11 protein-coding genes and 1 pseudogene are annotated in these 14,630 nt (G+C 62.0%); 4 read left to right on the top strand and 8 right to left on the bottom strand.

What is annotated here, in order from left to right:
• Nucleotides 1-17: 17 nt before the first annotated feature.
• Nucleotides 18-731, bottom strand: a complete 714-nt coding sequence (locus ACVWYS_RS10730) for a DUF4397 domain-containing protein (protein WP_456509711.1) — start codon at nt 729-731, stop codon at nt 18-20.
• Between the two features lie 1,299 nt (nt 732-2,030).
• Here ACVWYS_RS10730 and ACVWYS_RS10725 point away from each other — a divergent pair.
• From ACVWYS_RS10725 to ACVWYS_RS10710, 4 genes and pseudogenes are all read left to right on the top strand, one after another.
• The gene (locus tag ACVWYS_RS10725; protein ID WP_456509710.1) at nt 2,031-4,937 is read left to right on the top strand and encodes an AfsR/SARP family transcriptional regulator; all 2,907 of its coding nucleotides are present in this window, start codon (nt 2,031-2,033) and stop codon (nt 4,935-4,937) included.
• Between the two features lie 450 nt (nt 4,938-5,387).
• Nucleotides 5,388-5,969 (top strand): hypothetical protein, encoded by a 582-nt coding sequence (locus ACVWYS_RS10720; protein WP_456506756.1) that lies wholly within the window; start codon nt 5,388-5,390, stop codon nt 5,967-5,969.
• Between the two features lie 350 nt (nt 5,970-6,319).
• Nucleotides 6,320-7,054, top strand: coding sequence for a neutral zinc metallopeptidase (locus tag ACVWYS_RS10715; RefSeq protein WP_456506755.1), 735 nt, complete (start codon nt 6,320-6,322; stop codon nt 7,052-7,054).
• Nucleotides 7,055-7,961: 907 nt separating this feature from the next.
• Nucleotides 7,962-8,269, top strand: a pseudogene (locus ACVWYS_RS10710) (DUF4193 family protein).
• A gap of 502 nt (nt 8,270-8,771) precedes the next feature.
• Here ACVWYS_RS10710 and ACVWYS_RS10705 read toward each other — a convergent pair.
• From ACVWYS_RS10705 to ACVWYS_RS10675, 7 genes are all read right to left on the bottom strand, one after another.
• Nucleotides 8,772-9,116, bottom strand: coding sequence for a twin-arginine translocase TatA/TatE family subunit (locus ACVWYS_RS10705; protein WP_456506754.1), 345 nt, complete (start codon nt 9,114-9,116; stop codon nt 8,772-8,774).
• 63 nt (nt 9,117-9,179) lie between these two features.
• On the bottom strand, nt 9,180-9,974 hold the full coding sequence (gene tatC, locus ACVWYS_RS10700; RefSeq protein WP_456509049.1) for a twin-arginine translocase subunit TatC: 795 nt from the start codon (nt 9,972-9,974) through the stop codon (nt 9,180-9,182).
• A 48-nt stretch (nt 9,975-10,022) separates the two neighbouring features.
• Nucleotides 10,023-10,292: a Sec-independent protein translocase subunit TatA gene (gene tatA, locus ACVWYS_RS10695; protein ID WP_344367679.1), complete on the bottom strand. Its 270-nt coding sequence runs from the start codon at nt 10,290-10,292 to the stop codon at nt 10,023-10,025.
• A 60-nt stretch (nt 10,293-10,352) separates the two neighbouring features.
• Complete coding sequence (locus ACVWYS_RS10690; protein ID WP_456506753.1) at nt 10,353-11,255, bottom strand: glycosyltransferase; 903 nt, start codon at nt 11,253-11,255, stop codon at nt 10,353-10,355.
• Nucleotides 11,256-11,620: 365 nt separating this feature from the next.
• Nucleotides 11,621-12,559 carry a Gfo/Idh/MocA family protein gene (locus ACVWYS_RS10685; protein ID WP_456506752.1) on the bottom strand — a complete coding sequence of 313 codons (939 nt, stop codon included), beginning with the start codon at nt 12,557-12,559 and terminating at the stop codon, nt 11,621-11,623.
• The gene (locus ACVWYS_RS10680) at nt 12,556-13,488 is read right to left on the bottom strand and encodes a sugar phosphate isomerase/epimerase family protein (protein WP_456506751.1); all 933 of its coding nucleotides are present in this window, start codon (nt 13,486-13,488) and stop codon (nt 12,556-12,558) included. Before ACVWYS_RS10680 ends, ACVWYS_RS10685 begins: the two co-directional genes overlap by 4 nt.
• A 15-nt stretch (nt 13,489-13,503) precedes the next feature.
• Nucleotides 13,504-14,625 (bottom strand): Gfo/Idh/MocA family protein, encoded by a 1,122-nt coding sequence (locus tag ACVWYS_RS10675; RefSeq protein ID WP_456506750.1) that lies wholly within the window; start codon nt 14,623-14,625, stop codon nt 13,504-13,506.
• Between the last annotated feature and the right edge of the window lie 5 nt (nt 14,626-14,630).

Genomic DNA, 14,630 nt, shown 5'->3' with positions numbered 1-14,630 from the left:
GCAGGAGCTGCGGAGGGCTACTCGTGGTGGCCTTCGTGTCCGTGCGATGAGGAGTCCACGACCTGTACGGCGACGTCGAGGTTGTCCGCGAGGCTTCCCCAGGCGTAGACGATGGTGTTCTTCCCCTCGGTGACCTTGACGTCCGCGGGGCCGATCAGCGGAGCTGTGGTTCCCTCTGCTGCGACCGAGGCAGAGACGGTTCCGGCCTTGAGGGTGAGGGTCTTCTGATGCGGGTTGGTGAGTCCTTCAATGACTACTGTCCCGCCGGCCAGGACATCGACGGCGGGGGCCGCAGCGACGTGCCGGACGGTCAGCTTGCCCTTTCCATCCGGGCTGGCGGAGGTGTCATTGGTGAACAACGTGGCCGTGGGGGTCCCGTCAGCGGCCAGATGAGCGACCGCCGTGTAGTCCCGGCCCGCTTCGAGGTCCACTGTGACCGGGCCTATCACGGGGTTGTCGGCGCTGGTGGCGTCGGCACCGGTGATCGCAATCTTGTGGTCTCCGTCCGGGACGTTCAACGGCCCGGCCAATGTGCCCGGTGTGAAGTTATCCAGGGTGAGCTTGCCGTCGACCCAGACGTCGACGGTAAGGCCCGGAACGCCGTGGAGGACGGACAGTTTTGCTGTTCCATCGTCGCGGTGGTGCCAGGTGCCGGCCTGGGCCGGGGCGGCCAGCGACAGTGCTGCCAGCAGCGTCATTGCTCCGGCGGCTGCAGAAAGTGTTTTACGCATTTCCAACTCCTCATCGAGGCCCACATGGGGCGGTGGTTGTACTTACACCCTTACTACCGGCCAAAGGCCCTGCCCGGATGCACCCTTACCAAAGTTTTCTTTGGCCCTGGCTTAGCCTCTCGGCGGATTCGGATTCGGATTCGGATTCGGATTCGGATTCCGGGCGGAGGGCTGTGGCTCCGCGGACCACGGCGCAGCCGGGCTGGTTCATCAAGGGCATGCTGACTGTGCACGGCTTTACGGGATACCCGTGTCCGACGGCGCAGACGCCAGACTGGCTCCATCGTCAATGGACGATGGAGCCAGTCTCTGGGGTTGCGAATCGTCATTCCGAGCGAGAATGACGCTGTGGCGTGCCCCTATGCGGGCTGCTGTGCCACGGCACAAAAGTATGCGTCTGACCTGCGTTTTTCCTTGGCCTCACCCGAGCAGGCCGGCACCCCGAAATCCCAGCTCGCCGCGACTACGGACTGAGCCGGGAAACGGTCTACCAGGACCTGCGGCGGGCACCCGCAGTGCTGGCCGAATCGCCATCCACGATGGAGGATTAGCCGCTATGCGTGTCGACGAGCCTGGCCCGTTTCTGCAGGGGTGTGCTTTGCATGTTCCCGGAGGCTTTCAAGGTTCGGGGCTGGGCGTAATGGTGGCGCTGCGTTCTTCGGGGTTGATAGCGGGCTGGCGGGGCGGGACCCGCGCATCGTAATGATCTGGGGGGAGGCATCCAACGGTGTCATCGGCCGCGGCGGCACCATGCCCTGGCATAAGTGCCGGGACGGGCGCCCTAAAGTCTGACATAGCCGCTATTCCCTCCCGATGCTGCGCGGGCCATCATAAGGATCGAGGGCAGCGCCCCATCCGCGCCAGGTGAAGCCCGCAATAGGAGTGGTTAGTACATCAACCGACAGATCCGAAACTTGGTGCCGCTAGCTGTGACACTGGCCAGCAGCGGTGAGGATCTCTTGATCAGGTCCTTGTCCGGGAACGGTGGCCCATATCCTGCCTGCAAGAGCGCGTGCGTGGATGATTTCAGTTGTCATCCGTACGGAGGTGCTCCTGCTATCGCCTCTGGCCGTTTCGTTGGAGCTCGGTCTGCGGGTCACGCCTGGGTGGTGATCCTAGACCGGATTGGTGTCTGCCGGCGGTGGAACAAGTGCTCTTTTGGCGTATGGTGCTGGCAGGCGGGGTGGGTTTCCTACGGTTCGAACGGGTCCGGAGCCGGTCCATCCTGTGCAATGACATTGGGAGACGGTAGATTTCTGCTGTCGGAGCTTGAGGCAACGCTCAGGTCTTGATCGCCCAGTGTCCGCCGGCATGCGGGCGGCGCCGGAAAGGTTCATGATGTTGGTCCGTTTACTGGGCGAAATCTCAGTTATCACCGATGAGTCGCCGTCCTTTACTCCGACGGGTACGTCGGCTTCCGTCCTTGCGTTTCTGGCGCTTGCCGAGGGCCGTCTCGTCGCGACAGAAACGCTCATAGACGCGGTGTGGGATATCCCGCCCGAGACTGCACGCAATGCCATTCAAGTGGCCGTATCCCGTCTCCGGCGGGGGCTGGGAAGCGGGCTGCTCCTCGGGAACCGATACGGTTACAGACTGAGTGCTGCGGTTCTCAGAATCGACATCGTGGAGGCCGGGCAACTGTTGAAGCAGGCGCTTGTTCATCTCGACGAAGGCAGATTCGGATCTGCCTATGACCTCTCTGAGAAGTCCGCGCAATTGTTCGTGGGGGAGCCCTTGGCGGGTCTCCAATCATCCGCCGCCGTCGCGGCGAAGCAACGTGCCAAGGAAGTCAGAAGCGCGGTAGCCATCGTTCAAGCACAGTCCTCACTAAGGCTTGGTCAGCCTATGGAGGCAACAGCCGTACTGAGGGACGAGATTTCACGCGAGCCCCTGAATGAGGCAGCCTACGCATTGCTAATGGAAGCCCAAGTATCGGCAGGGCGTGGGCCGGATGCACTGCGCTCATATGATTCCTTGCGTCAGGCTCTCGCCGACGAGCTCGGGGTCAGCCCGTCTCGGGAGGTGGAAGAGGCCTTCCTCCAAATCCTGAATGGGACGAATAGGCCCGGTGCCCACTCTTTGGATATAGCGCCGACCCCCGTTTCTTCCCCTAAGGTGGATCTCCCGTTCCCTTCCAGACCCTTGATCGGTCGTCAGGCCGAAGTGCGCTCAACGGCACAAGTTATCGAAGACGGCAACCGGGTCGTTACGCTGGTAGGACCGGGAGGAATAGGGAAAACCAGACTCGCCATAGCTGTTGCAAGGGAAGCGGCGCGGTCGGCTCTCCGTCCCGTGGTGTTCGTCGATCTCGTACCGGCCACAAACGCAGACGAGACACAGAGGGCAGCTGCCCAGGCCGTCGGCTTCGAACCCGCTGATTTGCTATCAGCTCTGGAAGGTTCAGAAGCCCTGCTCGTCTTGGACAATGCCGAGCATGTTCTGGTTCATGTCAGATCCATGGTCTCGTCGCTCCTTGCACGCACGTCGGTAAGTGTCTTGATAACGTCCCGATCGCCGATCCGTGTGCCTGGCGAACGGATCATAGAGGTCGGCCCCCTGGACGTGGGAACCCTGGACAGCCCGGGAGTCCAGTTGCTGTTGTCGCTGGTGGGACCCGAAGCGGACCAGAACCTGGCGCCGCTAGATCTCATTCCACTGGCCCGCGCGATCGACGGTGTTCCTCTTTTCCTCGAGCTCATTGCCGGGGCGCTGCGATGGAATTCAGTCGCAGAGGTGTTGGGCCAACTACCCGAATATCTCCAGTCGCAGGATCCTGGCTTGACCGAACTCCAGAATCAACGGCACCTCAGCGCAGCCAATGTCATCAACTGGAGCATCGATCAGTGCAGCTCAAACTGCAGAGCAGCTCTGGCTGCCCTTGCAACAATCCAAGGCGAATTTTCTGAGCCGGCAGCACACGCGGTCATAGATGCAGCCGCGCCTAGTCTTCTTAGCCGGTCCATCCTCAGCGAATTGCTGGATCTGTCTTTGGTCATGAGAGTGCCCTACCCAGGAATCATAAAGTTCCGTCTTCTGCAACCGGTCAAACTGTATGCCCGAGAATCGGGACGTTTACCGGCCCCCGGATGGGAGGTGCATCGTGCACGCTCAGAATACTATTTGTCGGCCTTGACACGGGTGCACCAGGGCCGGGGACCCTGGTCGGACGCATACACGGAAATGATAGAAGCTGAGGACTCAAATCTGTCCCCGGCACTCGAATGGAGCTTTGCCAATGACACTTCCCTGGTGATGGAATATGGCGCAGCTGTACTGTACGGATGGGGAATCAAGAGCAGGCATGCGGAGGTGGAGAACGCGGTCCGTGGCGCTCTCGGCCTGTCGGGCGGAACGGCCCTGCAAAGGACCCTGCTCAAGCTGTCATGGCTGTCTTCCCTGCTCATGCAGGAGGGTTCGGACGGCCGCCTTCTCGATCAACTTTCGAATGACATAGAGCCAGAAGCATCCGGCTTCAGCGATTACTGGTTTAACGCCTGGGTCGATACCCAGGAGACGCGAATGCGTCTGGAAGGCAATCTCAAAGCAGCCCTTGCCTGGACAGATTCCTACAGAATTACCGGCGGACCGGACTACCGTGCGACATCCCGTGCTGCGATATTTGCCAGTCTCGGCCATTGGAAGAACGCCGCACAAGAACTGCAGAGGAGCGTGGACCAGGGAGCGTTTCCTGACTATTCCTGGAACGACTTCTACAAGAAATCAGCGCTGGGATACCTCTATCTGGTTCAGGGGGCCCTGGAACTGGCAGGCCCGCTACTCGATGACGCGTTGATTTTGGCACAACGTAAGAGCTTGGTGATTCCACGGATAGAGGTGTCGATCAACAAGGCGTGGCTCTCGTTGGCCTCGGGCGCACCCAGGGACGCCTTGCGCTCGGTTCACTCGATTCTCACAGAGCCGATCGGCCTTAACCGTCCCGGATTTTTCATCGAGCTTATGACGCTAAGCGGCCTGTCCATCCTGGAGTTGGGAAACTCTGCAGAAGCCGCACTGATCGCCCGGGAAGTCAGCCGGCGCGCTCCCGCGATCCGCGGAATGCTTGATGCATACGTGAACACCGCTGTGGACCGGTTGCTGGAGGCGACCCGCGCCGAGGCCCCCTCTGACTGGCTGGAAACCATTAACGCCTCCCGGCTGAGCCAGATCATCGACAGCCTTCTTCGCCAAGGACAGCCGAAATCCTGAACTGGGCCTTCTTTCCCAGAGACAGCATCAACGATCTTCATCCGGTGGACTAAGGGCTTCGCGCTGGACACACGGGCATTCGGGCCCAAATCGAAAGGTCCAAGGTTCCTTGTCCACGGAAGAACTGTCGCGTGGACGCGGAAGACCAAGGAAGATCTGTCGCCGCGGGCGCAAAGCGCCAGCAACGGATCCCTCGGGACTCCTGCAGGTGGCTGCACGCGCCACTACCCTAGAGCCGCGCATTAGGACCGTGCAATTCTCGCCAGCCGCTGGCGCTCGACTCTGAGCAGCGCGACTACGCGGGCCGCGCGCAGGCAGGGAGGTAGGCACCTGGCTTCGCAGGCTGCCATTTGGCTCCGGATAAGCGATTGGTAAGCGGTCAGTAAGCGCCCCGGAGGAGATTGGTCCCCATCGAACCATCGCTCCTCCGAATGAAAGCAGCTGATTTCCATGAACAGCAGCATCCGCAACCAATACCGCGCCTTCCTGACAACACTCGCGCTGATCGGGACTGCCTTCGCCCTCAGCCTTCCGGCGACACCGGCATCTGCATACACAGAATCGACCACAGGTTCCCGGCCCGGCAGCGTCTATATGCCCAAGGTGCAAGCCCTGCATTACAACGCCTGTGCCAGCACCCTTTACCCGTGCTACAACCCTGAAATCTTCGTCCCCGCACCATATGTCTACAGGTCCTCTGCCACCACAGGGCAGCAGCGCCTGAACGCCGTCACCGTCTTGTCCCGCTGGAACGGATCGTCCTGGGTTCAGGTCGCCACCAAGAGCGTGACCCGGGTTCTTGAGGCAGGGCAAAACGGCGGCTACCTCACCGACACGGACTTCCGGCTCAGCTCGGCGGGCTACTACCTGGTCTCCATAGGAATCGGCTGGACGAATCCCGGCGAGACGGCCGACTTCGGATCGAGAGTGATGGTCTTCAACACTGCGGGTGACTACACCTGCGTCGGACGGTTTACGGCATCCTGCAACGCCAGCGGCGGCTACGTCTATCTGAGATCACCGGGGCTATAGGTCCCCATTCGTCCCGGGGAGTCACTCGGCTCTCCTTGAACAAGCGGCATCATTCCATACACTGCAAGGAGAAGATCATGAATCACACCCAGAATAAGTTCTCATGCGTCGTCCTGATCACAGTGCTCGGCCTATGGGCGACAGGATGCGGAACGGCGGCGGCATCCCGCCCAGGGTCGGCGTCAACGGCCGAAGTGTCGGCACCGCCGGAAGTGTCCTCGGCCAGTCCCTCACCAAGCCAAACCCCGGATTTCAGGGGCCAGTCTGTCCAACCATCCGCTCCACAGATCCAGTCCAGTGCACCCCAGGGATCGCCTGTGCAGTCACAGGGTTCCTCGGTTGGGAGTCCAATGGACCAGGCGCCGGCCGGGGCAGCACCGCCTCAGATCAAGGTGTCGCCCACGGACGAATTCGGCTACACAGTCGAGGAGTACCTCGATTTCATCATTAGGGATCTAGACAAAAAATGGTCGAACTGGTTCGTATCGCAACAGCTCCCCGAGCCATGGATCACCATCGAGAAAGTCGAACCCGGAACCACGGTGACCACAAAGTGTGATGCGAACCCGATTCCGGCAGATTACAACAATGCCTTCTATTGCGCGGCCGACGCTGATGGCAGAAGCGACGGGTCGCTCGTCTTGCCGGTATCGACATTCCAGAAGATGTGGGTCGGCGACATTTTTCAGAACAACAGCAAAGAATTGGGCGATTTCGCCGCCGCGATCATCACTGCCCACGAGTTCGGTCACCACGTCCAGAATGCGATCTATCTGGAAAACAACGCGGCGCACCCGGACGCCCAATTTCCGGTCCTTGCGCACGGCAACGTCAACAAGGAGCTGATCGCTGACTGCTTCGCCGGTGTCTGGATGGCCTCCACCTACTACGACGGGCTCCTGCAGCCAGGAGACTACGACGAAGCAGTGGCCGCGCTCGAATCCATCGGCGACACCGTCGCCAGCAACGATCCTCATGGAACGCCGGAGCAAAGGAAGGAGGCACTGCTGGCCGGGTACAACGGGATAGAGGGTCAAACGAACTCAGGCGACCCGCTCACTTGCATAGCGACCTACTGGAAGTAGGGGGCGGTTGGAGTTCGAACTGGCGGGCAGCCTGACAGGCTGCCCGCCAGTTCTGCACGGTCCTGCGGGCGACCGCCGTGGCGTTGGGGAAGTCCGGATTTCTGTGCTATCGCATATTGCATTTGTAGAAAGGGCCGTGAGGTCCAGGAATGTGGGCTGGCGAATCAGCAGACGGTCCCACCTTCCGACGAGGCAGTTAGAAGGTGTTGACACTGTCAACACCTTAGTCTTCGTATCGAGTCGCAGACCGGTCGGGTCGGGCCGGTTCGGTGATGTTTTCTCGAGTTCCCAGTGTTTGCAAGGGCTGGAACCCGGTTCGAGTCCCACCTCGGGCACGCATTCCCCCTCGTCAGAAGGGGTTTTGCTTTGACGTGTTGACAAAGCTTGTGGTCGCGTCGCTGACGGCTGGTTCGCGGGCTGTGGTCTGGCCGCCGCGATGGCCTGTTCAGGTGTGTGGGGTGGCGGGTTCAAGTCCCTGGCTGGTGGGCATTCCGCCTGCTGGGAAGTGGGTTCTGGCGTTTCCTCGTTCCGGTTCTCGTTGGGTGGGCCCGGGGTGGCCTACACCTATTCATGGGCCGGGGGAGCAGGGACGACATGACCACAGCGATGTCGACGCATGGCTTCAAGGTGAGGGCTCGGGGGACCGTTCGAGAAGCCCCGTACCTGTGTTTGTCCAGCCAAAGAGGGTGTGGACATTGTCCACACTTATATCCGCTTTATTGAGGGTGCGGGTGGCAGGGCCGCGTCCGGTGTCAGGTTTGGACCTCGGAGTTCTATGCGGCTGTGTCAGAAAAGAACGAAACCGAGCCAAATCTGACGAGCTCTGACCACAGCCTGACGTCAGCTTGGGGTGTACTTCAACCTGACAAGGGTAGTGACCAATGCCGAAATTTGGCATTGGCTCCCGCTGGCCCGGGACCCCCCGAGGGTTCACGGATGGACCTGTTCCGATGTCAAAGGATTGGACCGTTCTCTGGAGGCCCTGCGGTCGACAAACGCCCCGGATGCCCGCCGCGTCGTCCGGGAGCTCGACGGGACCGACGGGCTGGATGAAACCATGACGTTTGGGAGAGTTTGTCGCCGAGGAACTCATCGTTCAGGTCATTCCCAGGCCAAGGACGAGTTCATCTGCCATTCCTGTTTCCTGGTCCGGCACGGGTCCCCACTTCCCGCGAAAGGAACGGCCACTCGTACTGCATCGAATGCGAAGACTAAGACGCTTCTCCTTCACGGCATCCGACCAACAACAGCCTTATCGGCGACCCAGTCCACGCTCTCGCTATTGGCTGACCTTCAATAGAGCCTCAGGCCAAGGGCGAACCGATGAGTGGGCGTATCAGGCGACGCGCCTTTCCTCGCTGAATGGTTCGAACCAGCGCTCCATTGCCATTGGTGCCCGACGAAGCTGGTCGCTCGGAGAGGGTCGCCCGCGGAGGTGCTGGCCGGCGCGGGTGCCGGCGAAAAGCCAAGGCGTATTGGCCACGGCAAAGCCGAGTTCACCATCCGCGGTCTGCGCAAGCATCCACGACCCGACGAAAGCGCTTGCAGGACCGGGCCGGCGTGAGGGGACTGACGGCGGCCTTGGCCCGCGAACGTTATCATTCGCGAAACCCCTACCAGTATCTCAATGCAGACGGCAAGAAGCACCGGGTTTAGCCGCCACGAGCCGTGCGGCGGGACCGCGAGTCAGGTCGCTTCGGGGTCGAAGGCCATCCTCTTAGCCTGCCGGGAGATGTTCGGTCGGGAGGGCCGCAGGAGGTGCTGCAGTTGCCGGTCCGGTGGCGGGAGTGTCGGATGGCGCTGGCGGGATGTCGTCGGTCAGTGCCTCGCGGATGATCCGGCGCGGATCGTACTGTCGGGGGTCCATCTGCCCCCAGTCCAGGTCCTGGAAGTCGGGACCGAGTTCCTCGTTCAGCCGTTCCCGGGCGCCGGATGCCATTCGTCGTACCTCCCGCACGAGGTGGCCAAGCTTCGCCGCGTACTCCGGCAGCTTGGTCGGTCCAAGGACCAAAGCAGCAATGATGAGGAGAACAACGAATTTCTCAGCGCCAATCCCAAACATATCCAATCCTTTGAGTCGGGGAACCGGCACTGCGCGGGCTCCGGTGGGGATTCATAACGAAGCCTAGAGATTCTCCAGCTCGGAACTTGGTGTGGCCTGGTCCGCGGTGGCTTCGGTCTCGGCGGCGCGTTTGACGGCGCGTCGTTCGCGCCGGCGGTCGTTGAGCATGCACAGCCCGATCGCTGCGAAGAACAGGGCCAGCATGGGGACGGCGAGGTAGAACATGCTCGTGGCGTCGGCGCCGGGAGCCGCCATGGCGGCGAAGAGGCAGACCAGGAACACGGTGATCCGCCAGCTTTTGAGAAGTTGCTGGCCCTTGACGATGCCGGCCAGGTTCAGCCCGACCAGGACCACCGGCAGGAGGAAGGCGATGCCGAAGGCCAGCAGCAGCCGCAGGACAAAGGTCAGGTAGACCTGGGCGCTGATGAAGTTGGAGCCGCCCGCCGGCGTGAATTCGGTCAGCACGCGCACCGCGTTGGGCAGCACGAGCCAGGCCAGCAGGACGCCGCCGACGAACAACGGCACGGCCGCTGCCACGAACGACAGGGCGATGCGGCGTTCCTTCTTGTGCAGCCCGGGCACGATGAAGGCCCAGAGCTGGTAGAGCCAGACGGGGCTGGCGATGATCAGGCCCAGGAACACGGATACCTGGATCATGAGGTCGAACGAGCTCGCGACCCCGTCAAAGTTCAGCGTCGCCTGCCGGCCCTGCTGTTCGTTCAGGTCTCGGATCGGCTTGGTCAGCGCAGCCAGAAACGGCTGGTAGACGAGGAAGCCCGCCACCGTCCCGATGACGACGGCGATTGCCGCCCTGAAGAGCCGGTTGCGCAGCTCTTTCAGGTGGTCAAGGAGCGCCATCTTCCCCTCGGGGTTTGATCGACGGCTCATGGTTACTGCCATGCGGTCTTAGGCGCGGGTCGACGGCGGAACGTCGGTTCCGTCGCCCGTGCGGCTTTCCGGGGCGGCGGCCTGCGGGTGGTTAACAACCCGGCCCTCGACCGGCTCGGAGCCGTCCTTGGCGTCGGAGGTGCCGTCCTTCTTCATTTCCCGGACTTCCGACTTGAAAATGCGCATCGACTGGCCCAGGCTGCGGGCCATGCCCGGCAGCTTCGGTGCAGCGAACAGCACCAATGCCAGAACGATGATGATGATGAGATGCCAGCCTTCAAGCCTCATGTCAAGAGGTCCTTTCGTTTGAATAATGTCTATGTCTTGCCGTCTCCCACGCCCGCCCACTCACCCGGGAGGGCCGGGATCCTCGAGCGGGCCGAAGCCCTTGCCGCGGAGCCCGGTGGAAAAGGCGCGGAACCAGTCGGCGAGGCCGCGGACGTCGCCGCTGCGCAGGAAGTAGCCGAGGTAGCCGCCTACATCAGCGATGAAGGACTTGACCCGGAAATGGCGGCGGATCATGTAGCCGCGGTTCCGGTAGTAGAAGTAGCGCTTGAAGGCGGAGTCCGGAACGATCACGTGCCACCGTGCGCCAAAGACGTGCTTGGTTTCGGAAAACGCGTGCGGGTGGGTGATGGCCGCGGTGGTGACCGTGCCGAAGCGGATCCCGGCCTTCCGAAGCCTGAGCGTGAAGTCCACCTCGTCGCCGCGGATGAACAGGCGCATGTCCGGCAGGCCCACCTTGAAGAAGACATCGGAACGGATCAGGGCGCCGTTGAAGAAGTGCCCGTCCCCGGGCAGGAACCCGGCCTTTTCCACCTCGGCGCGCTCGTGCGTGACCTTGCCGTTGAGGCGGAAGAAGAAGGACAGCCGGTCCGGGTGGCCGGGGGCCACCACGAGCGGGACCACGGCGTCCAGGTCCCGGTCCTGCGCTTCGCGGAGCAGCGTGGCGAGGCATTCCGGGTCGGCGGGCTCGGCGTCGTCGTCCATCATCCAGATCCAGTCAGCCCCGCTGGCCACGGCCTTGAGGATGGCCAGCGAAAAACCGCCGGCGCCGCCGAGGTTGGCCTCGGACCGGACGTAGTCCACGTTGGCGTGCCGGTCGGCGACATCCTTGGAGGGCACGGTGCCGCTGTCGACGAGGCAAATGGAGCGGACCGCAGCGGTCTGGTTGTTGATGGCATCCAGCAGGACTGCCAGCTCCCGGGGGCGGTCCAACGTCACGGCAGCGACTGCAACCGAGGGGGTCATCGCGGGGTCCTTTCAGCACTAACGTCAGTGGTCTTCCCTCCGGCGGAGGGCCGTGTGACGCGAAAACAGGTGGCCGTTGGCATTAGTCTCGTGACGACAGCCCACGGTAATACAGCCCAGTCAGGCACTACGCACCGGTGCCCGGGGGTGACCTCCTACGCTCGCGTAACCGCGGAGGAACGGTCAGGTTGAACCGTCCCGGATCGTGGTTTGGTTCTGAGGCGGCACGGGTTGCTCCCTGGGGTGAGCAACCCGTGCCGCTGACTCGGTGCGTCGTTTCTAACCCAATTTCCGGCTCGGTCTGCCTGAAATTATTGGTGGGTGTTGAGTTTCATACCTCCTCATCCGTTTCCGTTGGCACGTGATTAATGTGTGAGGACGGCGATCTTGGCTGAGTCGGTCAGCCGCTGGGCAATATCGAGTACTGTCGCAGCTTCCATAGCCGTGGTTCCTTCCGACGGCCCGCCCGCGGCGTGCCGGGCGAAGGCTTCAGCTTGGAGGCGCAGCGCCTCCAGTTGCGGGGCTTCACCGCTCTCGGGCGATACGACCTCTATGCGGGAGTGCCCGTTCGAGCCGAATACTTCCGCGGTGACGACGTCACCGCCGGGGTAGAAGCGTCCAAGGGAGACGATTGCGGTGGCCCCCTCCGAGAGGGAGATGAGCGCCTGTGCGCTGTCGACATCGTTGGCCGCGTCCGGGTCTTCCGTGGCGGGCCCCGCCACGGCAGTCGCGTCGCACACATTCTGGTCAAGGAGCCAGAGCATCTGATTGATCTCGTGAACACCCATGTCGATGTAGATGCCACCGCTGTGGTTCCGGAAACTTGCGGGCGGCGGCGCTTCATCCCACTGCGAGCACACGACAAGATGGATGTTCCCCAGCTTCCCGGACGCGATATCCTGGCGGAGCGCAACCAGTTCGGGGATGAAGCGACGCCAATACGCGATCTGCAGAGCGACGCCGCGTTCAGCGGCCAGCGCGGCAGCCTTCCGCGCGTCCTCGGCGGAGATACCGAAGGGCTTCTCACAGAGGACGGAGACGCCGGCTTCAATGACCTGGGTGGCCAGCTCGACATGCTGATCGGTGGGTGCGGCGATAATGACACCGTCAAGGCCGCCGGCAGCGAGCATCTCGTCCACGGTCGGGTATACCGCCAGGCCCATTGATCTCAGTTCCCGTGCGGACGGTTCGAAGGGCTCCGCAACGGCAACGCACTCCACGAGGGCTGAATTCTTCAGGGCCCGCAGATGGGTGCGTCCCATCCGGCCGCCACCAATGAGTCCGAGGCGAAAGCGCGGGCTCACAGTCCACGCTCCGCAAGGAAGGTCCTGTTGGCCTGTTGGTCCGCGATGGCGCGCTCGAAGCGCTCCGCAGTCTGGGGCAGGATGTCCTGCTCAACAACCAGCCAGCCCGAGTACCCGATGTCTTTCAGTGTGGAAATAAATGCATCGCAGTCAAGGTCGCCTTCGCCCAGCACAGGGAACACTTCCCGTTCCCAAATTGCTGTCGTAGGCAGGCTCTCCGCAACGACTTCATTGAACCGGGCGATACTCGCGCTCTTCAGATGCACATGATTGATTCGGTCGGCCCAGGTGCGGAGATATTCCACGGGGTCGCCGCCGCCGATGAGGAAATGTCCGGAGTCCAGGCACAATCCGATGTCCGAGATTTCCAGTACCTTGGCGATCTCCTCCGGCGACTCGACATATGTACCGGTCTCGTGATGGAACGTCGGCTCGTAGCCGCGCTTGCGGCAATGTTCAACCACACGGGCAAGCCCGACGGCGAAGGCGTCCCATTGCTCCGGGCTGTAGCCGCTCGTGGGGTTCCTCTGACCGGAGCCAGGAGCGTTCCGGCGGTGTTCCGCACCTGCATCGGCGATGGTCGGTTTCGGCGGCAAGCCCCGTTGGAATTCGGAAATAGCATCGAAGGTGTCCAGCATGGCATCGAGTTCGGGCATCATCGCGTCCAGCTCGGAGGCGTCTGAGAACGGCAACTCAAGGTAGGCGCCGGTCAGACCAAGACCGTGCGCGGCGAGGCCTTTGCCTAGCTCCGCCCCATCACCCAAATAGCCGACAGGACCGAGATCGATTCCGGCGTACCCCGCCGAGCTGACCGCCTCGAGGATGGCAGCCCCGTCGGGGACATTCGGATCGATCCCGACTGTGACTTCAAATGCTCCGTAGCTGATGGGGGCGTTGGCCACCACGATGCCGGTGTTATTGCTCTGCATGATCAGAATCCTTGATTAGTTAACGAACGCGGGTGCGTCAATCGAGCTGGGGTACGCAATGGACTCTCCCTGCTGGATGTATCGAATGATGGACTGGCAAAGAGCCAGGTCGTGGAGTGCATCCTGAGCGTTCGTGAGCGGTTCGGTGCCCTCGACGACGCAATCGTGGAAGGCTTGGAGCTCCAGCTTGAATGAGCTTTCGTACGACACGGTCTCGCTGATGTTTCGGGATTTCGCCGTGCCGACTTCGCCGTCAATGATCTCGACGGTTGCCGGCGCGCTGCGCAGGAAGGGTGACGGGAAGCTCAGCGTAGTGCGGGATTCCGGCCCGTAGAGCGCGAACTCCATCTCGTAACGGGTGATTCCCGGGAGGTCAAGCCAGTGGATCGCCGCGGTAAGGTCCTCGAATTTGAGCACGACGGTGAGGCTTCCGGCCGTCAGGTCGACATATTCCAGGCTCGTGGGTTCGCCCAATACGCCGCGAATGGTGTTCAGTTCATGCACCAGGGTGTCCAAGAGGACCGCGTGGTAGCTCTCGCGCAGGAACGGGTCGGCATCCCCGATGGCCCGGGTGATGCTCTCCTGGGTCTGGGCCTTCCACAGGGCAATTGCCTCGGCGGGAATGGGGGACACCGGCGCCAGGGAGTAGTGCTGGACGTAGGGCAGGAAGGGTGATTCGAAGGTCGTCACCCGGAGAAGACGAGGATCCACCGTGTCGATGGCCAAGTCCCGGAAGCGTTCATAGGCCGGATCGTACCGTTTGGGATAGGCGACCATGAGCACGGTGCCGGCTTCCTGGGCGGCCGCCTGCATTTCCAGGCCTTCTTCGACCGAGAAGCACATGGGCTTCTCGACCAGGACATGCTTGCCCGCTTTCGCCGCGGCGATGGCGATGGGAGCGTGGCTTCCCGACGTTAGGATGAGGACCGCATCAATCGGTTCCTGGAGCATTTCGCGCCAGTCGGAGAAGGTCTTCGGAATGTTGTACCTCTCGGCATTGTTCTTGGCGTTTTCCGCCGAGATGTCGCACAGCGCGGCAATTTCGTACCGGTCAGATAGCTCTCTGAGGTAGTTGAGGTGCATCACTTGGGCGATGAGGCCGGCACCGACGACACCAACTTTGAGTCGACGAGTCATGATTT

The organism is Arthrobacter sp. TE12231, from assembly GCF_054062895.1.
Note: the sequence above shows the minus strand (reverse complement) of the source record. Positions and strands in the feature narration are given on the sequence as shown.